This is a genomic window from Streptococcus sp. HMSC066E07, assembly GCF_001814695.1.
Lineage (GTDB): Bacteria > Bacillota > Bacilli > Lactobacillales > Streptococcaceae > Streptococcus > Streptococcus hominis.
In genome coordinates this window covers 17690-41388 of sequence record NZ_KV817466.1, presented here as the reverse complement: position 1 = coordinate 41388, position 23699 = coordinate 17690, and the positions used below count along the sequence as shown (strand labels likewise).

Annotated in this window: 23 protein-coding genes and 2 pseudogenes; 3 read left to right on the top strand and 22 right to left on the bottom strand. The window is 39.9% G+C overall.

Annotated elements, in window-relative coordinates; all coding sequences use genetic code 11:
* Positions 1 to 84: 84 nt before the first annotated feature.
* Together rplA and rplK are read right to left on the bottom strand one after the other, a co-directional pair.
* Positions 85 to 774 carry a 50S ribosomal protein L1 gene (rplA, locus tag HMPREF2984_RS08650; RefSeq protein WP_003032116.1) on the bottom strand — a complete coding sequence of 230 codons (690 nt, stop codon included), beginning with the start codon at positions 772 to 774 and terminating at the stop codon, positions 85 to 87.
* Between the two features lie 89 nt (positions 775 to 863).
* A complete protein-coding gene (rplK, locus tag HMPREF2984_RS08645; protein WP_003025466.1) occupies positions 864 to 1289 on the bottom strand; it encodes a 50S ribosomal protein L11 in 426 nt (141 codons plus the stop codon).
* Positions 1290 to 1450: 161 nt separating this feature from the next.
* On the opposite strand from rplK, the gene HMPREF2984_RS08640 reads away from it, so the two are divergent.
* A complete protein-coding gene (locus HMPREF2984_RS08640) occupies positions 1451 to 1804 on the top strand; it encodes a DUF3397 family protein (protein WP_070671126.1) in 354 nt (117 codons plus the stop codon).
* Positions 1805 to 1848: 44 nt separating this feature from the next.
* Here the strand turns inward: HMPREF2984_RS08640 and HMPREF2984_RS08635 are convergent, their stop codons facing one another.
* From HMPREF2984_RS08635 to HMPREF2984_RS08620, 4 genes are all read right to left on the bottom strand, one after another.
* Positions 1849 to 4200 carry an HAD-IC family P-type ATPase gene (locus tag HMPREF2984_RS08635; protein ID WP_070671124.1) on the bottom strand — a complete coding sequence of 784 codons (2352 nt, stop codon included), beginning with the start codon at positions 4198 to 4200 and terminating at the stop codon, positions 1849 to 1851.
* Positions 4201 to 4547: 347 nt separating this feature from the next.
* Positions 4548 to 6845, bottom strand: a complete 2298-nt coding sequence (locus HMPREF2984_RS08630) for a DNA translocase FtsK (protein ID WP_059220506.1) — start codon at positions 6843 to 6845, stop codon at positions 4548 to 4550.
* Between the two features lie 85 nt (positions 6846 to 6930).
* The gene (locus HMPREF2984_RS08625) at positions 6931 to 7140 is read right to left on the bottom strand and encodes a PspC domain-containing protein (protein ID WP_070671122.1); all 210 of its coding nucleotides are present in this window, start codon (positions 7138 to 7140) and stop codon (positions 6931 to 6933) included.
* Between the two features lie 119 nt (positions 7141 to 7259).
* On the bottom strand, positions 7260 to 7571 hold the full coding sequence (locus HMPREF2984_RS08620) for a DUF2798 domain-containing protein (protein ID WP_257362734.1): 312 nt from the start codon (positions 7569 to 7571) through the stop codon (positions 7260 to 7262).
* A 359-nt stretch (positions 7572 to 7930) separates the two neighbouring features.
* Here HMPREF2984_RS08620 and HMPREF2984_RS08615 point away from each other — a divergent pair, with 359 nt between their 5' ends.
* Positions 7931 to 8734 (top strand): peptidylprolyl isomerase, encoded by an 804-nt coding sequence (locus tag HMPREF2984_RS08615; RefSeq protein ID WP_070671120.1) that lies wholly within the window; start codon positions 7931 to 7933, stop codon positions 8732 to 8734.
* A gap of 189 nt (positions 8735 to 8923) precedes the next feature.
* On the opposite strand, the gene HMPREF2984_RS08610 is transcribed toward HMPREF2984_RS08615, so the two are convergent.
* From HMPREF2984_RS08610 to HMPREF2984_RS08565, 9 genes are all read right to left on the bottom strand, one after another.
* The gene (locus HMPREF2984_RS08610; protein WP_070671117.1) at positions 8924 to 10465 is read right to left on the bottom strand and encodes an ABC-F family ATP-binding cassette domain-containing protein; all 1542 of its coding nucleotides are present in this window, start codon (positions 10463 to 10465) and stop codon (positions 8924 to 8926) included.
* Between the two features lie 322 nt (positions 10466 to 10787).
* Positions 10788 to 11480: a 5'-methylthioadenosine/adenosylhomocysteine nucleosidase gene (locus tag HMPREF2984_RS08605; RefSeq protein ID WP_049533628.1), complete on the bottom strand. Its 693-nt coding sequence runs from the start codon at positions 11478 to 11480 to the stop codon at positions 10788 to 10790.
* 51 nt (positions 11481 to 11531) lie between these two features.
* Positions 11532 to 11840, bottom strand: coding sequence for a cell wall synthase accessory phosphoprotein MacP (macP, locus tag HMPREF2984_RS08600; RefSeq protein ID WP_003039966.1), 309 nt, complete (start codon positions 11838 to 11840; stop codon positions 11532 to 11534).
* Between the two features lie 10 nt (positions 11841 to 11850).
* The gene (locus tag HMPREF2984_RS08595; protein ID WP_049533629.1) at positions 11851 to 12402 is read right to left on the bottom strand and encodes an NUDIX hydrolase; all 552 of its coding nucleotides are present in this window, start codon (positions 12400 to 12402) and stop codon (positions 11851 to 11853) included.
* Positions 12403 to 12410: 8 nt separating this feature from the next.
* Positions 12411 to 13790, bottom strand: coding sequence for a bifunctional UDP-N-acetylglucosamine diphosphorylase/glucosamine-1-phosphate N-acetyltransferase GlmU (glmU, locus tag HMPREF2984_RS08590; RefSeq protein WP_070671115.1), 1380 nt, complete (start codon positions 13788 to 13790; stop codon positions 12411 to 12413).
* Between the two features lie 447 nt (positions 13791 to 14237).
* Entirely contained in the window at positions 14238 to 14681 is a 444-nt protein-coding gene (locus tag HMPREF2984_RS08580) for an ASCH domain-containing protein (protein WP_049533631.1), read from the bottom strand.
* Positions 14656 to 15447 (bottom strand): GNAT family N-acetyltransferase, encoded by a 792-nt coding sequence (locus tag HMPREF2984_RS08575; RefSeq protein WP_059220491.1) that lies wholly within the window; start codon positions 15445 to 15447, stop codon positions 14656 to 14658. Before HMPREF2984_RS08575 ends, HMPREF2984_RS08580 begins: the two co-directional genes overlap by 26 nt.
* A 13-nt stretch (positions 15448 to 15460) precedes the next feature.
* Entirely contained in the window at positions 15461 to 16159 is a 699-nt protein-coding gene (locus tag HMPREF2984_RS08570; protein ID WP_070671114.1) for a 3-oxoacyl-ACP reductase, read from the bottom strand.
* Positions 16152 to 16388 carry a DUF2829 domain-containing protein gene (locus HMPREF2984_RS08565; RefSeq protein ID WP_059220488.1) on the bottom strand — a complete coding sequence of 79 codons (237 nt, stop codon included), beginning with the start codon at positions 16386 to 16388 and terminating at the stop codon, positions 16152 to 16154. Before HMPREF2984_RS08565 ends, HMPREF2984_RS08570 begins: the two co-directional genes overlap by 8 nt.
* Before the next feature lie 191 nt (positions 16389 to 16579).
* Here HMPREF2984_RS08565 and HMPREF2984_RS08560 point away from each other — a divergent pair, with 191 nt between their 5' ends.
* Entirely contained in the window at positions 16580 to 16783 is a 204-nt protein-coding gene (locus HMPREF2984_RS08560) for a cold-shock protein (RefSeq protein ID WP_059220486.1), read from the top strand.
* Positions 16784 to 16927: 144 nt separating this feature from the next.
* Here the strand turns inward: HMPREF2984_RS08560 and HMPREF2984_RS08555 are convergent.
* The 7 genes and pseudogenes from HMPREF2984_RS08555 to HMPREF2984_RS08525 all read right to left on the bottom strand — a co-directional run bounded on the left by HMPREF2984_RS08555 (position 16928) and on the right by HMPREF2984_RS08525 (position 23455).
* Positions 16928 to 17560 (bottom strand): annotated as a pseudogene (locus HMPREF2984_RS08555) (RpiB/LacA/LacB family sugar-phosphate isomerase).
* Positions 17557 to 18017 (bottom strand): annotated as a pseudogene (locus HMPREF2984_RS08550) (GNAT family N-acetyltransferase). The pseudogenes HMPREF2984_RS08555 and HMPREF2984_RS08550 overlap by 4 nt, the downstream one beginning before the upstream one ends.
* Before the next feature lie 12 nt (positions 18018 to 18029).
* Positions 18030 to 18458, bottom strand: coding sequence for a GNAT family N-acetyltransferase (locus HMPREF2984_RS08545; protein WP_070671112.1), 429 nt, complete (start codon positions 18456 to 18458; stop codon positions 18030 to 18032).
* Between the two features lie 59 nt (positions 18459 to 18517).
* The gene (locus tag HMPREF2984_RS08540; RefSeq protein WP_257362733.1) at positions 18518 to 19066 is read right to left on the bottom strand and encodes a S41 family peptidase; all 549 of its coding nucleotides are present in this window, start codon (positions 19064 to 19066) and stop codon (positions 18518 to 18520) included.
* An 80-nt stretch (positions 19067 to 19146) separates the two neighbouring features.
* Positions 19147 to 20535, bottom strand: a complete 1389-nt coding sequence (locus tag HMPREF2984_RS08535) for an APC family permease (RefSeq protein WP_070671110.1) — start codon at positions 20533 to 20535, stop codon at positions 19147 to 19149.
* A 171-nt stretch (positions 20536 to 20706) separates the two neighbouring features.
* Positions 20707 to 22695: an ABC transporter permease gene (locus tag HMPREF2984_RS08530; RefSeq protein ID WP_070671108.1), complete on the bottom strand. Its 1989-nt coding sequence runs from the start codon at positions 22693 to 22695 to the stop codon at positions 20707 to 20709.
* A complete protein-coding gene (locus HMPREF2984_RS08525) occupies positions 22688 to 23455 on the bottom strand; it encodes an ABC transporter ATP-binding protein (RefSeq protein ID WP_070671106.1) in 768 nt (255 codons plus the stop codon). Before HMPREF2984_RS08525 ends, HMPREF2984_RS08530 begins: the two co-directional genes overlap by 8 nt.
* Between the last annotated feature and the right edge of the window lie 244 nt (positions 23456 to 23699).

Sequence of the window (23699 nt, the reverse complement as noted above, 5' to 3'; positions counted from 1 at the left end):
AAAAGCGATGAATTTCATCAATCCAACGCTTTTGATTTTATCAAAAGAAAAACTCCATCCGAAGATAGAGTTTTAGATTCTAAATTAAAGTGTGTTAACATCAACCTTAATACCCACACCTTGAGTAGTGGTGATAGTAAGATTTGTCATGTAAGTTCCTTTTACTGTAGCCGGTTTAGCTTTTGCAATCACATCGTGGAATGCTTTGAAGTTTTCAACCAACTTATCAGCATCAAATGAAACTTTACCAATGATAGCTTGTACGTTCCCTGCACGATCAGCACGGTAAGTAATTTTACCGCCTTTAGATTCTTCAACCGCTTTAGCAACATCCATTGTTACGGTACCAGTTTTAGGGTTTGGCATCAAGTTACGTGGTCCAAGGATACGTCCAAGACGTCCAACAAGTGCCATCATATCAGGTGTAGCAATTACGACATCAAAGTCAAGCCAGCCACCGTTGATTTTTGCAACGAGGTCATCTTCACCAACGAAGTCTGCACCAGCAGCTTTTGCTTCTTCTGCTTTTGCACCACGTGCAAAAACAAGCACACGTTGGGTTTTACCAGTTCCGTTTGGAAGAACCATTGCACCACGGATTTGTTGATCCGCTTTTTTCACATCAATGTTCAAGTTATAAGCAACTTCTACAGTTGCGTCAAATTTTGCAAAGTTTGTTTCTTTTGCAAGTGCTACAGCTTCTTCTACGCTGTATGCTTTTGTGCTGTCGATTTTTTCAAGAGCAGCACGAAGTTGTTTGCTTTTTTTAGCCATTTTCTATTCTCCTTGTAAGTGGTTCAATCGATTTTCATCTCCCACGTCCTTCTCGTCTGATGAAGTCTTGCGGGTTTGGGTGTTATTGATTAGTCAACAACAGTGAATCCCATAGAACGAGCAGTACCTTCGATCATACGCATTGCAGACTCAAGGTTTGCAGCGTTCAAATCTGGCATCTTAGTTTCAGCAATTTCTTGTACTTGTGCACGAGTAACTGTTGCAACTTTTGTTTTGTTTGGTGTACCTGATCCTTTTTCAACACCTGCAGCTTTTTTCAAAAGAACAGCAGCTGGTGGTGTCTTTGTTACGAAAGTAAATGATTTATCTTCGTATACAGAGATGACAACTGGAATAATCATGCCAGCTTGATCAGCTGTGCGAGCATTGAACTCTTTCGTAAATCCCATGATGTTGATACCAGCTTGACCAAGCGCAGGACCAACTGGTGGAGCTGGAGTAGCTTTACCAGCAGGGATTTGCAATTTTACAAGTTTTTCGACTTTTTTAGCCATTTTTAAATCCTCCTTTGTGGTTTTGGCGGTAACGTAATATTTTTACCTCCCACAAGTATGCTTATGCATACTTTTTTATTATACACTAAACCTGCTAAATTGCAAGAAAAAACACGAAAAATTTTTCTATCTTTCTCCAGTTTTTATGGTAAAATAAACTTATGACATTATTAAAAATCGCATCTATTTTATTTATCTTTTTAACCATTATTTTAACCATTATTATCACTAAATTATTTCGCCTGAAACGGTTTGGCTTGAATTTTGCGGATCTGGCTTTTCCACTTTTTGTGTTGGAATTCTATATCATCTCTGATAGAACTTTCTACCACAGTCTCTTGCCAGAATTGGCGTTAGCTCTCTCTGCTTTAGCAATTGCTATCACTGTCTACTTTCTTCGAGTTAAACGCAGTTTTTACTATCCTAAGTTCTTTAAATTTTTCTGGCGAGCTGGTTTTATTTTGACCTTCTTTCTCTACCTCGCCATGGTGATTGGCTTATTTTTAGCAAAATAATAAAAAATATCGGACAGACTCATCTGCTTCCGATATTTTTATATTTAATATTTTGTTGAGAACTTATCAAATAGAGCAAATAACTTATTTGTTATGAATTGGAACAATCTCATAAGTGATTCTAACATTAAGGAGAGAATGACTGTGAGGATAATGGTAATCGGTGAGATTTTGGATAACAAAAAGATCGAGTGAAATAACAAGCCTGAAATCACCAAACCGATGATGTTAAAGAGTACGACAATGGTTTTCATTCGATTGAGCGGCTGAATAAGCTTGATGATGATAATGAAACCAACCACTGCTAATAAGATAACAGATGATGTCGCAACTTCTTGCGTGGATAATCGAAAAATCCGGCCACAAACCATGACAATCAAAACGGCTAGTAAATCAACAAAGGCTGCTGGTATGGCATTCTGTAAAACCGTTCTGATAAAACGCCCTCGAATGCGCTGCTTGTTAGGCTCCAAAGCTAACATAAATCCGGGTATGCCAATAGTGAATGCACTAATCAAGGAAACTTGTGATGCCTGCAAAGGATAGGTAAAAGCAAACAAACTAGATAAGATAGCAAGGGAAATAGAAAAAATATTTTTCACAAGAAATAAACTAGCGGAACGCTGAATGTTATTGACAACCCTACGTCCTTCTGTCACAATATGCGGCATATGCGAAAAGTCAGAATCCAGCAAAACAACTTGTGCAATCTGCTTGGTAGCATTGTTGCCAGACTCCATAGCAATGCTGCAATCTGCAGTCTTCATTGCTAAAATATCATTTACACCGTCACCTGTCATTGCAACTTTATGTTGATTAGCTTGAAGTGCTTGGACTAATTTTTGTTTCTGTTGAGGGGTCACTCGACCAAAGACCGTATATTTTTCAACTGCTTGAGTGATTTTTTCATCAGTATCCAAGTTTTGCGCGTCTACATAATTTTCTGCATGAGGAATCTCTGCCTTGGCAGCCACTGCAGCAACTGTGACAGGATTATCTCCTGAGATAACTTTGACTTCCACACCTTGAAGAGCAAAATAGGAAAAGGTTTCAGCTGCATTTTCTCGAATTGGATTTTCTAATAAGATGAAGAGTAGGGGTTCTACTATTTGAGTCAAATCACCTGTAAATGGCTGATTTTTTGATTCAGCAAAAACAAGAACGCGTGAGCCGCTTTCTGCATATTGTTGAAAATAGCTGCGATATTCTTCCAACTTTTCTTTTAATACAAACTCTGGAGCACCTAAAATAAAATTGCCTTCTTTGAAAGAAATAGCACCAAACTTGGTCTTTGAACTAAACGGAAGGGCCTTCACTACGGTCCAAGCCTTTTCTACTACTTCTGAAGCAAAAAAGTCTCGAATTGCTACAATCGTTTCATTTTCATCTGGACTTGCTGCCAAATATTGTTTAAGAGCTTCCTGTGAGGCATTATTGTCTTGCTGAACAGAGAGTACTTGTGCAACTTCCATCGTATTTTCCGTAATGGTTCCTGTCTTATCTACACACAAAACATCTACACGAGAAAGAGACTCAATCCCCTTCATACTGTTTAATAAAACCTGCTGTCTTGCTAGACTAGCTGCTCCCAAAGCCAGCGCTAGAGTCATCAAAAGATAAAGCCCTTCTGGAATCATCCCAATAATAGCTCCTACCGTGGAGACAATACTAACTTGAAAACTTTCGTGATTGGTCACATAACTTTGGAAAAATAGAAGAAGCCCTAAAGGAATAATCAAAAATCCAATCACTTTAACCAAATTATTGACCGAACGTACCATTTCAGATTCTTCTTTTCCAGAGACTTCTTTTGCTTTCAACGTCAGTTGATTGATATAGGATTCATCACCTACTTTTTCCAAGCGAGCATAGGCTTTACCAGATACGACAAAACTGCCTGACATGACAGTATCATCTATTTGCTTTGCGATTTCATCTGCTTCTCCTGTCAACTGTGATTCATTGACTTTCAATTCACCTGATACAATCTTAGCGTCTGCATAGATTTGGTCTCCTGTCGAGAAAAGAACGATATCATCTTGTACTAAATCTTTTGTCTCTAGTTGGATTTCTTTACCGTCTCGCACTGCAATCGCTGTGTAGTGATGAAGTAACTGCATGTTGCTCAATATTTTGCGCGCTCTAAGCTCTTGAACAATTCCAATCAAAGAATTGATAATAACAATAGGTAAAAAAAGTAAATTATTCCATGATTGTACAATAACTAGCAACATAGCAAGGACAAAAAATATAAAATTAAAATAAGTAAACACATTCGACTGAATGATTTGCCAAGTTGTCTTCTCCGTACTAACCGTTACTTTATTGACGAAGCCTTTTTGAATTCGTTCTTCAACCTCTTGTTGGCTAAGCCCTGTGTATATCTGTTCTGACATATAGCCTCCATTCACAAATCATATTAATATTCTATCAAAAAAGTCCGGTTTAAGTCATAGAAAACTTACAGAATTGAAAAATGTGAGATTTTCCATACCTTTTCTACAAAACTTTCAAAATAAAACAGCTACAGAAAAAGAGGCTGGGACAAAAGTCCTTAACCTCGTCAGATTTTTATGAGTTTCTTGCAAGTCGCAGTGATTGAGTGGGTTCTATGCGGTTGATAAATCAACCTTTATAGCCCTACTCAACTGTGCGGGGGTGGGACGACAAAATCAAATTTCTTCGAAATTACCGATTTTTGTCCCACTCCCAAGGATGTTACATTTTTTAAACAGCACCTATTTTAGTTATTCAATAAAACTTTTCTTGGCTTGGTGCCTTCTGCTGGACCGATGACACCTGCAGCTTCTAGCTCTTCCATCAGTCGAGTCGCACGATTAAATCCGACAGACAATCGACGTTGGAGCATTGAAGCACTCGCTTTTTGAGTTTCTATGACCAAAGCCTTGGCTTCTTCAAAGAGTGGATCACCTTGTTCACTCTCACTACCTGAATCCATGTCATTCTCAGATACTTCGCCTGGGTCAAAATTATCATCATAGTCTGCTTCGGCTTGATTCTTAACAAAAGTGACAATGCGCTCCACATCTTCATCAGAGATGAACGATCCTTGCAGACGAACAGGATGATTTTCATCAATCGGCTTAAAGAGCATATCCCCACGTCCCAAGAGTTTCTCTGCACCATTTTCATCTAGAATCGTTCGGCTATCAGTTCCGCTAGAGACAGCAAAAGCAATCCGCGAAGGAACATTTGCCTTGATGAGCCCAGAGATAACATCAACAGACGGTCGCTGAGTGGCCAAAATCATGTGAATACCAGCCGCTCGAGCTTTTTGTCCCAAGCGAATAATGGCGTCTTCCACTTCTTTGCTGGCTACCATCATAAGGTCTGCCAACTCATCCACAATGACCACAATCAAAGGAAGAGGAACTTGTTTATATTCTGGTTGACTAGCATTGTACTCGGCTACTTTGGCATTGTAACCTGCAATATTGCGAGCACCAACCTTAGAAAAGAGCTCATAGCGATTTTCCATTTCATCGACCACTTTTTGCAAAGCCCGACTCGCTTTGCGAGGATTGGTCACAACAGGGATCAGTAAGTGGGGAATATCATTATAGACAGACAATTCGACCATTTTAGGATCGACCATCATGAACTTGACTTCATCTGGTCGTGCTTTCATGAGAATACTAGCAATAATACCGTTGACTGCAACGGATTTCCCTGAACCAGTCGAACCTGCTACTAGCAAATGAGGCATTTTTGCCAAATCAAATGTCCGAACGGAGCCATTGACTGCTTTCCCCAAAGGGATTTCGAGTAATTTCTTGTCGTCTGTCTTAGACTGCTCCCAGAGCTCACGGAAAGTAACCGTCGCAATCTCGGAATTCGGAACTTCAATTCCGACTAGAGATTTTCCCGGAATAGGTGCTTCAATCCGCACATCTTTAGCTGCCAAAGCCAGAGCTAAATCATCAGCCAGATTGGAAATGCGATTGACCCGCACTCCGACAGCTGGCTTGACCTCGTACTTAGTCACAGACGGTCCGATTTCAGCACGTTCAACGCTAGCACGAATGCCAAAGCTAGCAAATGTTTCTTCTAAAATCTTGATATTTTCGCGAACAATTTTCTTTTCTTTGGATTGATTTTTAGGCTTGTCTGGCGCAAACAAATTGATTGTTGGCAGTTTGTAATCTAAACTTTCTTTGGGGGTGAAATTAACCTCAACATCTTCATCTGTGTTATCTTGCTGCTCTTCTTTGTGTTGTTTCTCAGACAAACTCTCATCATAATCATAAATTTCTGGTTCTGCTTCTTCAAACTGAATCGGCGTATGAGCTAAGACCTCATCATCTAAAATTTCTCCCGTTTCGGGATCAATTTGTGGCTCGTCTTGCTCTACTTGAATAGCACTCATCGCTGCTTGCGCAGCTTTTTCTTCTTTTTCGATAAAACGTTGCTGACGCCTTGCTTCTCGCTTTTCACTCCAAGCATGATAGATTTCACTTAATTTTTCAAAAATATCATAAATCGAATACGGACTGATGAGTAGCACCCCTAGCAATATTAAGAGGAGCCCGATAAAGTAGGTGCCAATATTTGAAAATAAAAAGGCTATAGGAGTATAGAGTGTCGCTCCTAATAAACCGCCACCAGCAAAAGCACTGACTTTAACAGCTGTCAAATCCGTTAAAATCCGTGACAAGGTTGTACTTAGAACCTGTCCTTTTAAATTTAAAACATTTACAAAATAAGCTTGAAACATAAGCAGCAAGCCAATAAAAATACTGAAAAAGCCTGATTTATACCCTTCATGCTTATTGACCCACTTAAAAAAGAAAAGATAAATGAGACTGGCTATAATAACTACATAAGCTAAACTTCCTACCAATAAGCGAATGAGATTGTAAAGAGTGATCCCAACGGCACCCCATTTTAATGCTGCAAAAAGAAGCAAAAAAGCTACTCCGAAAGTTATCAACATCCTCCGAATGGCCTTTTGCCGTTCTAACTCTGCTTTTGTAGGTCGTCTCGTTGTCCGACCTTTTTTACTATTTTTCTTACTTGCCATAACTTTTATTATACCATAAGTCGGACACTAATCCAATGAAAGAAAAAAGCAGAAAATCAATGTTCCTGCTTTTAAATAATAATCTTTACTTCCAAATCACATCACCATCATCATTATCTACTGGTAAAACAAACCACAAAATCAAATAAGGGATTAGACCGATTCCATATACAAAAAATGCTACTCCCCAGATCAGTCGTACAATGGTAGGATCTATGTCAAAATAATTTGCTACGCCTGCACAGACACCTGCAATTTTCTTATTCCGCACATCTCTTGTCAATCGTTTAGCCATTCTCTATCCCTCCTTTATAAATCTATTATAACATAAATTTTTTACCACTAAATAAATATCATAAAGAAGTTCCATAATCTGGTTGACAGATATTATCGGCAGCAAGATTAAAAAAGTTGCTATTGCAGTTGACCTAGAATAAAGCGAGAAATTGGTCCAACAATCAAAAAATTCAAGGGAAAAGCCACAATAAAATTGGTCAACAAAGCTCCAAAGTAATTGGATACTGAAAGCGGCACGCCGTTAAAAAGCATACCATAAAGAGACATCAATGAAACCATAATCAGAACCATACCACCTGAAACAACGAGGATCTTCTGCCAAGGTTTATGGCGTTCTGTTAAAAATTTAAAAGCAACTCCCTTTACAACTGGTCCCGCTACAAGTAAATCTAAGAGAAAAGCGATAATCAATCCAGGAACATATCCCATTGCTAGATGAGCCCATGAAAATATCCTACAACGGACAGGTTCCAAATGCTCATTCCAAATACCATCATGCTACACATAAAGGCTGTAAAAAATAATGATTCCTTAAAATTCTTCGGCATAAAAACTCCATTTCTTTGTTGATAAACGCTATTTTAGCACAAAAAATTTTTTCTCGTAAGCAAATTTACAAAACTTTTCATAAGAAAATGTTTTCATACTTTGAACGATTGAACTATCTTTACATCAAAAAAGTAGCCCGATAGTGCCTTTCAGTTAGCATGGACAAACTCTCAAAAGGTTTGAAAAAGGCTTTTATTTATAGTAAAATGTGAATAGTTCAACATTCAGAAAGGAAATCTATGAAAAAATTACTTATCTTAGGACTGACTGCTGGTTTATTTTTGACAGGCTGTACAAACTTACAAAGAGCTATTAGAGGAAATGACTATGTAGACTCCAGCCTTGCTTCCGAATCCAGCTCAAGAGCAGCGGAAAAACAAAAAGAAGAGCAAAAAGCTGCTTTGAGCGATAAAAATGCTAACTTTCCACAGCTGTCTGACAAGGTCGCTGACGATGAAGCGGAAGTGAAAATAACCACAACTGAAGGTGCTATTTCTATGAAGCTTTTTCCAAAATATGCTCCACTTGCAGTTGAAAATTTCTTAACGCATGCTAAGGAAGGTTATTATAACGGCGTGACTTTCCACCGTGTCATTAAGAACTTTATGATTCAAACAGGAGACCCTAAGGGAGACGGTACTGGTGGTGAATCCATTTGGAAAGGCAAAAATTCTAAGATCGACTCTGGAAGTGGCTTTAAAACAGAGATTTCGTCTTATCTCTACAATATCCGTGGCGCATTAGCCATGGCTCGTTCTTCCAATCCAAATTCCAACGGTAGTCAATTTTTCATCAACCAAAATACCAAGGACAGTTCTAATCAGCTCTCTAGTACAACTTATCCTGAAAAAATCATTGAAGCCTATAAAAAAGGTGGAAATCCAAGTTTAGATGGAAATTACACTGTCTTTGGGCAAGTCATTTCTGGCATGGAGGTCGTGGATAAAATCGCTGCTACCGAGACTGGCGAAAACGACAAACCCAAAAAAGAAATCAAAATTGAGAAAATTGAAGTCATCAAGGACTATACATTTAAGAAATAATCACAAAACGAGTCTGGGCAAAAATGTTCCAGACTCGTTTACTTTCTAGAATAAAACTCATTGAGTGGTCTCTAATGTGCTGATGCTATCAGCTTTTACAGCCCTACTCAACCTTACGGAGTGGTGGGACGACAAAATCGATTTCTTACGAAATACTGATTTTTGTCCTACACCCCGTTTTCTTTACGCCTACGTTAATTGATTAAAATCCCAAATCTGATCTACCCATCCTTTGTAGAAGTCAGGCTCATGGCAGACCATGAGAATACTGCCTTTGTATGCTTGAAGAGCGCGCTTGAGCTCATCTTTGGCATCCACATCGAGGTGATTCGTAGGCTCATCCAGTACTAAGACATTATTTTCTCGGTTCATGAGGAGACAAAGTCGAACCTTAGCCTGCTCACCTCCTGAGAGAACCTGAATCTGGCTTTCAATATGCTTGGAGGTCAGCCCACAACGAGCCAGAGTAGCACGAACTTCCGCTTGATTGAGTGACGGGAAAGCATCCCAAACAGCTTCCAAAGGGGTCTGGCGATTACCACCAGCTGTCTCCTGCTCAAAATAGCCCAATTCCAAATAGTCTCCACGCTCTACTTGACCAGCAAGAGGAGGAATGATTCCAAGCAAACTTTTTAAAAGAGTTGTCTTCCCGATTCCGTTGGCTCCGATAATGGCAACTTTCTGATTGCGCTCAAAGGTTAGATTAAGGGGCTTTGTCAAAGGACAATCGTAACCAATTTGCAACTCTTCTGCTTGAAAAATAAAGCGCCCTGGTGTACGAGCTATTTTGAAGCCAAAAGAAGGCTTAGACTTCTCACCCTGCAATTCAATCAGCTCCATTTTGTCTAATTTTTTCTGGCGGGACATAGCCATATTGCGGGTAGCCACCCGAGCTTTGTTGCGCGCTACAAAGTCTTTTAAATCAGCAATTTCCTTTTGCTGGCGCTCGTAAGCTGCTTCCAGCTGAGATTTCTTCATCTCATAAACTTCTTGGAATTGATAATAATCACCAGAATAGCGGGTCAAGTTTTGATTTTCTACATGGTAGACGATATTGATTACATCGTTTAAGAAAGGAATATCATGGGAAATGAGCACGAAAGCATTTTCATAATTTTGCAGATAGCGCTTGAGCCAATCAATATGCTCTGCGTCCAAATAGTTGGTAGGCTCATCTAAGAGCAAGATGTCTGGTTTTTGAAGGAGAAGTTTTGCTAAGAGCACCTTGGTTCGTTGACCTCCAGAAAGAGCGGTGACATCCGTTTCCATACCGTAATCCATAACCCCTAAAGCACGGGCCACCTCATCAATCTTAGCATCTAAAGTATAAAAGTCTCGACTTTCCAATCGCTCCTGCAATTCACCCACTTCTTCCATAAGGACATCAATATCAGCTCCGTCTTCTGCCATAGCTAGATATATCTCATTGATTCGAGACTCAGTCTTGAAAAGTTCATCAAAAGCCGTCCGCAACACATCACGCACGGATTGACCTTCTTTCAACACAGCGTGCTGATCTAAGTAACCAGCTGTCACATACTTGGACCACTCAACCTTGCCTTCATCTGGCAACAATTGACCAGTTACAATGCTCATAAAGGTGGATTTCCCTTCACCGTTTGCTCCAACTAAACCGATATGCTCACCCTTAAGCAAGCGGAAAGATACATCCTCAAAAATAGCCCGGTCACCAAAACCGTGGCTCAAATTTTTCACTTCTAAAATACTCATTCTTATAAAACTTTCTGATTTATTGGGCGTGAGACAGAATATGCACTTCAAAAATTATATCATCTTCTTGGTCAAATTGGCAAGGACAGAAAAAATAGTCTGGAATAACAGTATTCCAGACTCGATAAAACTCAATGCACTTTAGTTGAATACCTTCTAATGTGCTGATACTATCAGCTTTTTCAGACTTACTCAACCTTGCAGGGCTGGGACAACAAAATCAATTGCTGACAAAACGCTGATTTTGTTCCATTCTTATTTCACAATATTAAACAGCCAATGATAAAGCCAAGCTCTCCATCTACAACTGCTAACTCATTCTTTAAACTAATTCTTTCAAAAACGCTATCAAGGTCTCAGCTGACCGCCTGCCAGCTTCATGGATAAATTCGTCAAAGCTGATATTTGCGTCATGAGAAGCTGTATCACTCATGGCACGAATGACCATAAAAGGCAGACCGATAGAATGGGTTGCTTGCGCAATGGCTGCTCCTTCCATTTCTACTGCTAAAACATCTGAAAAATGCTGCTTAATGGCTTGAATCTTGTCTTGTCCCGCAATAAAACTATCTCCTGTTGCAATCAAGCCAACGCGACTTGTCTGATGTGTCTTTTCTAAAAGCTTCCTCATCTCAGAAACCAAATAGCGGCTCGCTTCAAAATACAGTGGCTGGCGCGCCATTTGTCCGTATTCATAGCCAAAAGCTGTTACATCTACATCGTGGTACACTAGCCGATCAGCCACTACAACATCGCCGATTTGCAAACCTTCAGCTACCGCACCAGCAGAACCTGTATTGATGACAGCCGTCACTTTAAACTCATTGACCAAAACAGCCACACTCATAGCAGACATGACCTTGCCGATCCCGCTTTCGACCAGCACAACTTCATGACAACCGATACTTCCCGTATGATAAACATGTCCCAAACGTAAGTGCTTTTCGGCATTTTCCAAGTTTTCCACTAAGATTTTTAGTTCCTCAGGCATGGCCGCAATAATTCCGATTTTCATGTTTTCCTCTCATTCTATCACAAAAAAAGCGAAAGTCGAGCTTATCGCTTTTTATAGCCAAATAATAGCAGCAATCAAAGCAATCAAAAGCAGAACAATCCAAAATAGAATTTTGTTTAATTTCGCTTGGAATACTCCGCGTTTTGCATTTTCAATGCGTCGGCTTTTGGTCACCGTTGGTTCTACATCAATTTGCAGCGTATCTTGATTGAAACCGCTAGTTGGAGAAGAATCACCAAACTGACTTCTAGTCGTTTTTAAAATTTTGGTTTCTTCCTCATCATGCAAAGGTGGACCTGAAATATCTTCACCACGATTTGCCCTTTCAATCATTTCATCTGTTAATAAAGGTCTTCCCATGAGCGTTCCCCTATCTTCGATTCATTTTCATTTCCCAATATTGGAGTGCAATAATGGTTTTTGCATCACAAATATCACCACTAGCAAGGAGAGCTTTCGCTTCTTCCAATGTCACTTCATAGAGTTCTAAGGTCTCGTCCTCATCTTGTGGACGAGGGTTTTCAACTTTTGTCAAATGGCTAGCGCTATAAAGTCTGATTCGCTCATTGCAAAAGCCAATCGCCGAATAGAAATCATAGAGCAATTCCAATTCACCTGTATAGCCGGTCTCTTCTTCCAATTCACGTAAAGCTGCAGCCTCAGGATCCGCATTTTCACCAACCTCTAACTTTCCAGCTGGAATTTCATAAGAGGTTGCTTCAATAGCTTTGCGGTACTGCTTAACCAAAATCATTTTATCTTCTGGTGTTAGCGCGATAACTGCCACCGCTCCATTATGGAAAATCAAATCACGGTAAGCTGTTCCTTTTCCTGCTGGCAACTGAACTTCGTCTTTTACAAGTTTAAAAATAGGACCTTGGTAAATTTCTGTTCGTTTTAGTGTTTTTTCTTCAAAATCCATAGCAATTCCTACTTATTATCTGGATGATGCGGCAAGCGTTTAGCGTATTCTTCTTTATTGATCTGACGACCACGACCAAGAGCAATCGCATCAGCTGGCACATCCTTGGTAATAGTTGAGCCTGCACCTACAAGAGAATTGTCCCCAAGTTCTACCGGCGCAATAATGGTCGAATTAGAACCTACAAAGACATTGTTCCCAATGACGGTCTTAAACTTGTGCTGTCCGTCATAATTAACTGTAATTGTTCCAGCGCCAAAATTGACATTCGCACCCACTTCAGAATTACCAATATAGGTCAGATGCCCAGCTTTGGTATTTTCACCGATAGAAGAACCTTTCACTTCAACGAAATTACCAACATGTACATTTTTAGCAAGGCTTGAATCTGGGCGAACATGAGCGTAAGGTCCCACCGTTACACCGTCTGCAACTGTAGACTCTTCAATCATCGAATTGGTAATAACCGTTTGTTCACCAATAACAGAGTCAACAATATACGTACCATTTGTCAGAACGCTGCCTGCGCCAATTTTCGTTTGACCTTTCAAGGTAACATTGGCTTCAATTTGTACTTCTGGTTCAATATGTACGTCTACATCAATATAAGTCGTTTCTGGATTTACAAAACTAACGCCATTCACCATGTGAGCTTGATTGATTCGACGACGCATAATTCCTTCGGCAGTCGCAAGAGCTACACGGTCATTGACACCAAGACTTTCATCAAAGTCTTTCAGAGTATAAGCGCCGACTTTTTCGCCATTCTCACGGAAAATGCCGATTACATCTGTGATGTAGTATTCTCCTTGCGCATTGTTGGTATTGATATTTTTCAGGGCTTCAAAAAGACGAGCGTTATCAAAAATATACGTTCCTGTATTGATTTCTTTGATTTGCTTTTCAAAATCCGAAGCATCCTTTTGCTCCACAATTTTGATCACTTCTTCCTGCTGATTACGGACAATCCGTCCATAACCAAATGGATTTTCCGCTTCTGCTGTCAAAATCGTTGCAACATTTTTGTGGTTGACATGAAAATCAATCAGATTTTTCAAGCTTTCTCCTGTGATTAAAGGAGTGTCTCCTGCAATGACTAATGTTTGCCCTGCCAAACCTTCCAGCACAGGCTCAGCCATCATCACAGCATGACCGGTTCCTAATTGCTCCGTTTGACGAACAAACTCTGTCTGCCCTGCCAATACCTGCTCCACCAGCTCTGCCTTATGTCCAACTACTGTCACAGTCTTTTCAGGTGCGATAGCAGCAACACTTCTAAATACATGTTCTAACATTGAAATTCCAGCAACTTTGTGAAGCACTTTGGGTAAATCTGATTTCATGCGAGTGCCTTTCCCAGCTGCTAAAATAACTGCATAGTTTGTCATAAATCGTCTCTTTTCTCTAAGATGTCACTACTATTATATCATTAAACCAAAATTTTTTAAATGAGGAATTAAAAAAGAAATAGAGCGTTCGGCTGTCTATTCCGAATAAATCTGTCTGAAAGTTCCCCAAACCTTTCTAGAGAAGACCCTTTTCATGGAAAAATACCTTTTTCTTCTCAAAAAAACCATTTCCCACAGGAAATTTTGTTTTTTGCTCCTAAAAAGTCCAGAATACATGAAAAAGTTCGCGGCTTATCAAAAAAAACAAATCCTCTATGTGAAAATTCGGATTTTGCTACAAATGGGCACTTCCTCCATGAGAAATTTGTCTCCTTTTATCTGGGAGAAGTCAGAATCCATGGTTATTCTTGCCAGTTGTCATAGGAGGCTGGGAAAAAACCTTGTTTGTGTTGGATTTTTTCTGAGTGAATTATAAGGCACAGTCTTCTAATCTATCGGATAAACCTTGCAAAACTCCTCCAAGACCACACTTGTCTCCTCTGAGAAAGCTAAGCCGGCTTCAGCCATCCATTCCGTGAAGAATTCCTCATGCACCTTCCGCCAATAAGCCAAAGATTTATCTCCCTCTCCTTCTTTAAAAGCGTGCTCTGCAGACACTTGATTGAAAGGGACAACCGCTACCTTGGTCACTTTAATGATACAGACAGCTTGACCCTGACCGTCTAAAATCACATCAAAGGTTCCTGCTTGAGGAATCGGCTCGCCATCTATCTGATACAAATCGTAGACCGAAGCCGTCGCAGTCTTCTCTCCTTTCAAAACTAAATCCGCCAGCTGATCTGGCTCTACACCAAATGCCCAGGCGTCTATTTTGTCGCCGATTGCGGGGTTGATTGTTTTGTATTCATTCCATAATTGTTCTGGGGTCATGGTTTCTCCTATCTGTTACTGATTTCAACTCATAAGCTGGATAAGCTCCTAAACATTGATAACCTAGCTTCTCAGCTATTTTCTTTGAGGCTTCATTGTGGGCGTCCCAGAGCGGAAAAACGCCGCATTGCAGGGATGCCAAAATCATCTTCGCCCCAAGAACAGTAGCTAAACCTTGCTGTTGATAAGTCGGTTTTGTTGCAATCTCAATTTCAATGGCTTTTTGGTAGACAAGTGCTGTCGAGACCCCAGCGACGATTTCCTGACCCTTCCGGATCACAAAGCCAAAAGCTCCGCCTTCTTGAAAGTCTTTAAAAGTTGCAAAATTCCCCTGCAAATCCTGAGACCATTCTTCCTGAGCTAGTTCTTGATAGGTTCTTTGATTAATTGCCTCCATACAGAACTGCTCCGATAACTGCTCCACGATGTTTTTCAAAACCTTGTCATCAAAATCTGCCTCATCTTTAAAAGCATAACGGGTAAAAGGAGATAAGGCTGGACAAGAGGACAAGCAGCCTTGCCAAGAAGCCTCTTCAGATATGAGAATGCGGTAGTCTGGCTTACAAAAGTCCCTATAATCCGCCAGTAATGCCATATCTGCCTGCCCAGCCAAAAAGAGAAAATCTCCTTGTTCATACAAAACGGCAGTCTCGTCTTCATTTGTATAAAACTGCCCTAACTTCGCCTTCAAACCATATCTCACCATGTTCTTTTGCCAATGTTGGAAACATTCCTGCAGTCTTGGCTCAATGCTCACTGCTTTCATTCTACTTGCCTCTTCACTTCAAACTCCAGCCACCGTCAATCTTGACAATCTCGCCCTGCATGGACTGAGCTTTTCCCGAGGCGAGAAAGAGGGTCAACTCGGCAACTTCTTCTGGTTCTATCCAACGCTTGATGGGAGTTTCGTCTGCTACCCATTGGGCTAAGCCTCCCAGCTCAAAGTCCGTTGCTGTCATACTTGTTTTAACTGCGCCCGGTGCAATCCCAAAAACCTGCACTCCCTGCTCCGCATAATCCAGTGCCAACTGCTTGGTAAATCCTGCCAGAGCATGCTTGGAAGAAGTGTAAGCATGACCACCACCGCCAGCTAAGCTAGATGCAATTGAGCACATATTGATGATGATGCCTGATTGTTTCTTCAGCATCTGCGTCAGATAATAACGAGTTAGCTCTACTGGTGTTACATAGTTAATCTCGAAAATTTCTTGGATCTCCTGAGCAGTCTGCTCCAGTAAGGGCTTGTAGTCATCCAGCACTCCAGCTGTATTACAGAGGACATCTATCTGGGGACACCAGTCAAAAACTGACTGAAGCGCCAGCGTTAAATCTTGTTGAAGAAAATGAAAATCTCCTGTCAGGTTTGGTTTTTTAGACTGGTCTACACCATAGACGTGCCAGCCATTTTCCAAAAAGAGCCGTGCCTGTGCTCGTCCAATCCCTGAACTGACTCCCGTCACCAATACTGTCTTAGTCATGAACTTCCACCCAGTCATCTGCTAAGACATCACAAGGAGTCGGACTCCACATGGAAAAGCCTTCTCCCTCGCCTGACACGTTGATGAGAAAGTACGGAGTCACTTCAAGCGCCACTCCGTTCTGCTCAATACTGTCAAAAAGCTGGACATAATTCTCAGCACCGCCCCAGCCTATGCGGACATATTTCTTTTTGGCTTTCAAACCCGGTAAAATTTCTTCAAATGTCATGATATACCTCTTTCTGCTTTTCATATTACTAGTATAGCAAAATATATTGCCAATCGCTGGCTTTTCCTTGCTTCTTATTCTTTCTTCTGTTAGACTAGCAAGAGTAAATGAATTTTGAGTGAGTATTTTTGTTTTTCATCTTTACTTTTTCTATTTTTTACGCAACATTTTAGAGAAAGGAAGTAAGATGTATGACACAAGGTACAGTAAAATGGTTCAATGCTGAAAAAGGTTTCGGCTTTATTTCACAAGAAAACGGACCAGACGTTTTTGCTCACTTTTCAGCGATTCAATCCGACGGATTCAAATCACTGAATGAAGGTGACAAAGTAATGTTTAACATTGAAGAAGGTCAGCGCGGTCTTCAAGCAGTCAATATTACAACATTAGCATAAAACAAGACAAGACTGGAAATCCCAGTCTTGTCTTGTTTTAAAATGACGTTATAATGTCAAGCTCAATTTTTACCATAAACAGTCAAAATTGCAAAGATAATGAAATGTGTAGGGACATCTACTTAGTACCTCCGCTTTTTCATTTCACTTTATACCTATTTTTGCTTTCAGCAAACGGATGAACTCTTCATTGGTTCCATTCGTTATAATAGCATTCATCACTATCTTTCTTTGCAACAATTTAGTGAAAGTATCAGTTGGAAGTTGTTCTACTAATTCTTCCCAATTGCGTTTCGTTAAACGGTTCAAATCCTTTAGGGCACTTGCTTCCAACCTTTTTCTTTCCGCTTCATTTTCAGGATAGCCCATACCAAACTCACCATCAAATAATTTATCCAATGTATATTGCAGGTTCAATTCTCCTTGCCAACCAAAATTCAACCCTAATGGCAGGGAAGCAACATTTCCTCCATTGATTCGTCCAAAGAGGAAAACATCTTGTGGGGTCTCTATATAGCCACACAAAAGACCTGGTAAACTATTACAGGCAAGCATCATACCTTGACCAGAAGAGCAACCTGTTACAACACACTGCTCCACTTTCTATTAAGAGACTAATCATCATCGCTATCTCAACATAAGAATACTGCTCGTTCTCCTCCTCGAAAATACCAAAATTCAGCACTTCGTCAGACGATTGGACTGCTTTTTTACAGATTCAAATAGCAACGAATTCATATTTCTTCGAGTGGTTCCTTGGATAACCGCAACTCTCATTTCAACTCCTTTTCCATTTTGACAAAAAGGTAACTATCGCCATTGCTTTCCTGAGGCTGCCGCCCAATCACGTTGAAACCACAGCGAAGATAGAGCTTTTGAGCTCTGTGATTAAAATCTGCAACTGAGAGAGTTAGGCTTTTTACTGAGATATTTTTTCAATAAACTGCAGAATGGTTTGTAAAAACTCTTCCCCTTGACCTTTACCACAATACTCTGGCTTCATCCCTAAACCTAGCTCTTGCTTGTCTTTGCCAACTGGAAACAAGCAAAAAAAGCCATATAATTCATCATTTTTGAGAATTTGATAATAGTGATTGCCACGCGCTTCAGGAGATAAAATTTCTTCATAATCCTCAGGATCCGCTTGCATATCATAAAAGCTATAAATTCCTTCATAATGCCAATTATTAGCAATTTCTTCTGCATTACTTTGCCTTAATGGTTCAATCTTCATAGATATCATTTCTCAAAATTCCCAATAAAAACGTTTCTGATCAGCTTTTTCCTCACAACCCAATTTTCGATAAAACTCATGAGCCTTCATTCGTGAAATACCAGAGTTTATTCGAATACCTGTGTAACCAGCTGCCACGCCCTCTTCACGAATAGCCTGCATCAAAGCTTTGCCATATCCCTGCCCTTGAAAATATGGAGCAACAGTCAAAGCCAGCAAATTGAGCAAAGACGGAAAATATAAGCAATCATAGCTAGCTGCGTGGGCACAGCCGACAATTTGACCTGCTGCATTTTCAGCTACCAAGATAAAATGATCAGACCTATCCAATAGCTCTGATAGTTTCTGACGAGTTTCTATCAAGCCAAAATCATAGCCGAGAGCAGTTGCATTGATTTCCTGAATAGCCGCTGCATCTGAAAGTTCTGCAGATCGTATCATATTCGCACCTCTTTTTCTTTCTATTATAGCAAAAAACAGCGGTAATCACTATTTAGAGATTATTTCGATATTTGCTCTAGTAACCAAGTTCTAGCATCATTCAATGGTGTGGTTGTAGCAATATCTGGCTCGATTGGAGTATTTTCATAACGATTACCCTTTCGGTCAATAATCCGAGAGACTGTCAGCTGAATTGTTGCCCCGTCATAAAGAGAATAAACCATATTTCCTGTTGTATAGCCAGCTGTTGGCTTGCCAAAAATTTTAACGTTTGGTAAGCCTTTGAAAGCTAATGTCGTCATTTCACCAGAGCTAGCTGTATTACCATTAACTAGAATTGCTATAGGAATTGTTTTAGAACTATTCTTTTCTTCTGTCTGCTTGCTTGCCAATATTTGTGATAAAGTAGTACCTATTTTTTGCCCATTTGTATATTCAAATTGAAAGAGAGTTCCATTAGGCAAAATAGCAGCTAATCCACCAATCATAGGATACATATTGCCACCGCTATTATTCTCAAAATCCACAATTACTCTCTTGTAAGTTTCCTTCGTCAATGCCTGATGTAGCATTGTACGATAAGCTTTAGCCTCTTTCTCGTTTCCCATAAATGGAAAAATAGAGCCAATTGCCTTAGCTCTATCTTACAATTTACAATTATTTCTTACATTTTTGTAAGGTAAACTCATCAATTGATTTCCGAATGTTGGTAGCCATAGATAAAATAGATAATTGTTCCAACTAGTAAGGCAAGCCCGAATGCTAGCCAAGTATCAGAGCCATACTGGGTCATGAAAGACAGGCAGATAATAATGGATAAGACAGGCGTCAGAGGTACCAAGGGAGTTTTAAATTCCCCTGCTTGAGGAAGTCCTTTATCCCTGCGCAACTTCAAAATAGCCACTGCTAACAAAATCAGATAAGCCAAGGTGCAGATGTTTAGAAAGGATGCGATACTGGCTAGCGGAAAAATACCAGCACACACTGCTGCAGCTATTCCTACCAAAATCGTTGCATTTTTCGGAACTCGACTAGTGGCGGTTAATTTCCTGAAAGACTTTGGCAATAAACCGTCACGCGCAATGCTGTAAATCATACGCGACAGAGCATAAGTCATGGAAATGCAGACAGTAATCAAAGTCAAAATAGCCACCACTGACACATAATTAGCTGCCCAGCTAAGTCCCGCACTGCGAAGCGCAAACGCGACAGCATCTGCCACATCTAGCTTGCTGTAGTGGACAATCCCTGTCAGAACCAGTGTCACCAATATATAAAGTACCGTTACAATGGACAAAGATAGCACAATTCCTCGTGGAACATTTTTTTGTGGCTCCTTAATCTCGTCCACTGCCATAGAAATAGACTCAAAACCCAAAAAGGCAAAGAACATCAGAGAGGCGCCAGCCATAATTCCAACATTGCCACCATAGAGTTTACCAAAGCCAAACGGAGCAAAATGAGACCAATTTTCAGGCTTAATAAAGAAAATCCCTACAAAGATAAAAAGGGCAAGCGCCGAAAACTTCAAGATAACCAAAGCGGAATTAAATCGCAGAGCTGCTTTGGAATTTAACAGCACTACACCAGTCACAAATACCAAAACAAGAATCGGCAGTAAGTCTACATAGGTTCCCGCTTGCGGATTAAAGGTTCCGTTGAGTGGATTTGGTATACTTAAACCAAATCCACTCAACAAGCCTTTCAAATAGGATGCCCAACCAGAGGCAACGCTAGATACCGCCGTCATAAATTCCATAATAGTCAGCCAGCCTGCTATCCAAGCTGGAAACTCACCAAGGACAGCATAGAGATAGCTATAAGCACCTCCATTTGCAGGAATTCTTGATGCAAATTCTGCATAAAAGAAAGCAGAAATACTCACGCAAAGAGCAGAAATAATAATCGAAATTACCAAAGCGGGACCAGCTAAAGTTGCAGCCGCCGTTCCGGTAATCGTGAAAATCCCCGTTCCCACCATAGCGCCAATTCCTAACAAAATCAAATCAAGCAATCGTAAATGACGACGCATGCCAGTCCGAGCTCGACTGACATCTTTTTTCCGAAAAATATTCATCCTAAACTCCAATTTATTAGATTGAATTATTCTACCATAAAAGCAATCAAAAAGGAATCCGACAGACTATTTTTTATGAAGGAAATTAAAACAGGAGTAAGATTTGACTTACTCCTGTTTTAATTACTATGTCAATAACATTTTTCATTATGCTTATCACTAATCTCCAACTTACATCGACACAATTCTACGATAACTGCGTGATGTGATGAGAAAGACAAGTACATAAACGATAAAGAAAACAGCACAAACGCCAAGCGTAACTTCCAACATCAATGTAGCATTTAAGACACCCAGAACTTTCAGCATAAGGCTCAGCATATGATAAGCAAAAGCCAGATGAACAAAGGCAAAGATGAGTGGCAAGAAGAACACCGTCAGAATTTGCTTGCGAATGGTTCGCTTGGTCTGCTTTTCATCCAGTCCCACCTTTTGTAAAATCACAAAGCGATCACGGTCTTCATATCCTTCTGAAATCTGTTTGTAGTAAATTACTAAAACCGTTCCTAGCATAAAGACAATAGATAGGAAAATTCCGATAAAGAAAACCCCACCGAGCATGCTCATGATTTCCTGCATACCTTGGATTCTTGTATAACCATACACACCGGCATTATCGGGGAGCGTCGTATTGAACTGTTTCAACTTCTTCTGATAAGTTGTATCCAAATCCCCTTTTTCCTTATCAGAAGCCTTAATATTCAATCCACCATATAATTCTGTATTAATTGTGTAGTGCTCCTTTTGTGCATCTACTATCTTTTGTGGATCATTAACAACCATAAAAAGTGACTGCGGTACAACGATATTATACTGATCCGCGACATTTCCAAGAACAAAGTCATCTTTTAAAAGTTCTTTCACTGTTAATTCTTGCTCAATCAGCTTAAGAGGTTGATCTTGCCTTACAGATATTCCTTTTGCAAAGATGGCTGTCTCATTGTCTTTTAAGTCCAACGTTTTGCCAGTCATCTTTTGATAATCAGCAGCTGAAAACAGAAGAATGTAAGCTTGTGGAGAAACTCGTGTTTCTCCTTTTGGATAAATGTCAAGCTGATTACTGTCTTGTTTTTTAATTCCCATAGAATAATATTGATAGGCATTTTTCTTAGTAACTTTTAGATGATTTTCATTTGCAAACTCTGTCAATGCTTGTTCCAATTGGGCAGCTGATACTTCTCTTCCCTTTATAGTATAGTCTTGAGGATACATCGCTTTTTTCAAATAATCAGCACCTGCATAAATGTTGATACCACCAGCTAAGGTGACTAAGACCATGGTTGACAAAATCGAAATCGTTGCTAAGCCAATCGCATTTTTCTTCATCCGAAAAATGAGATTAGAGACAGAAATCATATTGTTTGGTCGATAGTAATATCGTTTATTTTTCTGGAGCAACTGCAAAAATACCGTAATCCCTGCATTGAACAGCAGATAAGTCCCTAAAATAACAAAAAGAACCGCTACGAAAAATACAAAAATCGCTGTTATTGGGTTTTGAACACTGAGTGCTAAATAATATCCATAGACTAAAGAGGCCATACCAATAACTGTTTGGAGGAGGAGAAAACGTCCTTTTTTCTCACCACTATTTGTCTCTTTTGCCATTTGTAATGCATTCAAGCGCATGATGCGCCAGCCATTAACAATAAGCAAGCCCATAAAAATAAAGGCATAGGTGGCTACAACAAAAATCAAAACAGGCAATTGGAAAGTAGAAACCAAGACAACTTTAAACCCCATCAATTTCAATAAAAAGGCATAAATCAATTTGTCAAATATGATACCGAATCCTAAACCAATGGCTACAGTCGTCAAACCTAGAATCAAGAGTTCAATGAACACCATCGTAAAAAGATGACGTTTGTTAAGTCCTAACATTCCATAGAGTCCCAGTTCTTTCGAACGATTTTTCATGACAAAGCTATTGGCATAAAAAACGATAATCGTAGCAGCAATTGTCACGATAACCACTCCAAGAGCTAAGACAAACACCATAGACTTTGCCCCCTGTATTTTTTGCAAATGGGGATTAAAGGCTAAAGAATTAAAAATATATGAAATAGCGACGACTAAACAAGTTGCCAAAGCAAACGGGTAGTACAATCTGCGATTTTTCACTAGGTTAGAAACCGCTAGTTTTCCTGCTAATCTAAACACCTTGACTCACCTCACTTGCCATAACCGTTAAGGTATCTGAAATCTCTTGGAACATCTGGCGCTCGGTCTTATCTCCTCGGAAGATTTGATTGTACAAAATTCCGTCCTTGATAAATAGTACGCGCTTAGCACGGCTTGCCGCCGAAGTCGAATGTGTTACCATAAGGATCGTCTGTCCGCGGTCATTGATGTCATCAAAGACATCTAAAAGCGCTGCAGACGACTTAGAGTCGAGCGCACCTGTCGGCTCGTCTGCTAGCAGAATTTCTGGATTGGTGATAATAGCACGCGCCACTGCCACCCGTTGCTTTTGACCACCTGAAATTTCATAGGGAAACTTTTCCTGCAATTGGTTAATCCCCAGTTCATTACAAGTCGTGACCAACTTTTGCATCATTTCTGTGATCGGGCGGCGTGACAGAACGAGCGGCAAGAGAATATTGTCCTTGACCGAGAGCGTGTCTAACAGATTGAAATCTTGAAAAACGAAGCCTAATTTTTCCCGACGGAAGCTCGAAGCCTGACTGTTTTTGATTGTGGCGGTGTCCGTACCATTGAGAAAGACGCGTCCTTCAGTTGGCTTATCCAGCATGGCAAGAATATTTAGCAGAGTGGATTTCCCAGAGCCAGATTCCCCCATAATGGCGACATAATCGCCCTCATCTACTGTAAAATGAACATCTTTCAGTGCTTCCACTTGATTGCCTTGAAAGCGGGTTTTGTAAATTTTCTTCACGTGTTGTACGTCTAATAGTGTCATCATTTTCTCCTAACAAATTCTTATATATCTATCATACTGAAAAGAAAAGCAACTTTCCATACTTTAACCTTTCATTTTTCACTTTTATCTTACATTTTTGTAAGATTGATGAACATGATTTTTTAATTTATCCAATCTTTTAATGACTATACTGCAACCAGAAATAGTATTGACTAGAAGCACAGCCGATTTTTGTCTTTTCGATTTCTTCTTTGGAAATTTTTTCAGTTTTTGGCATTGATTT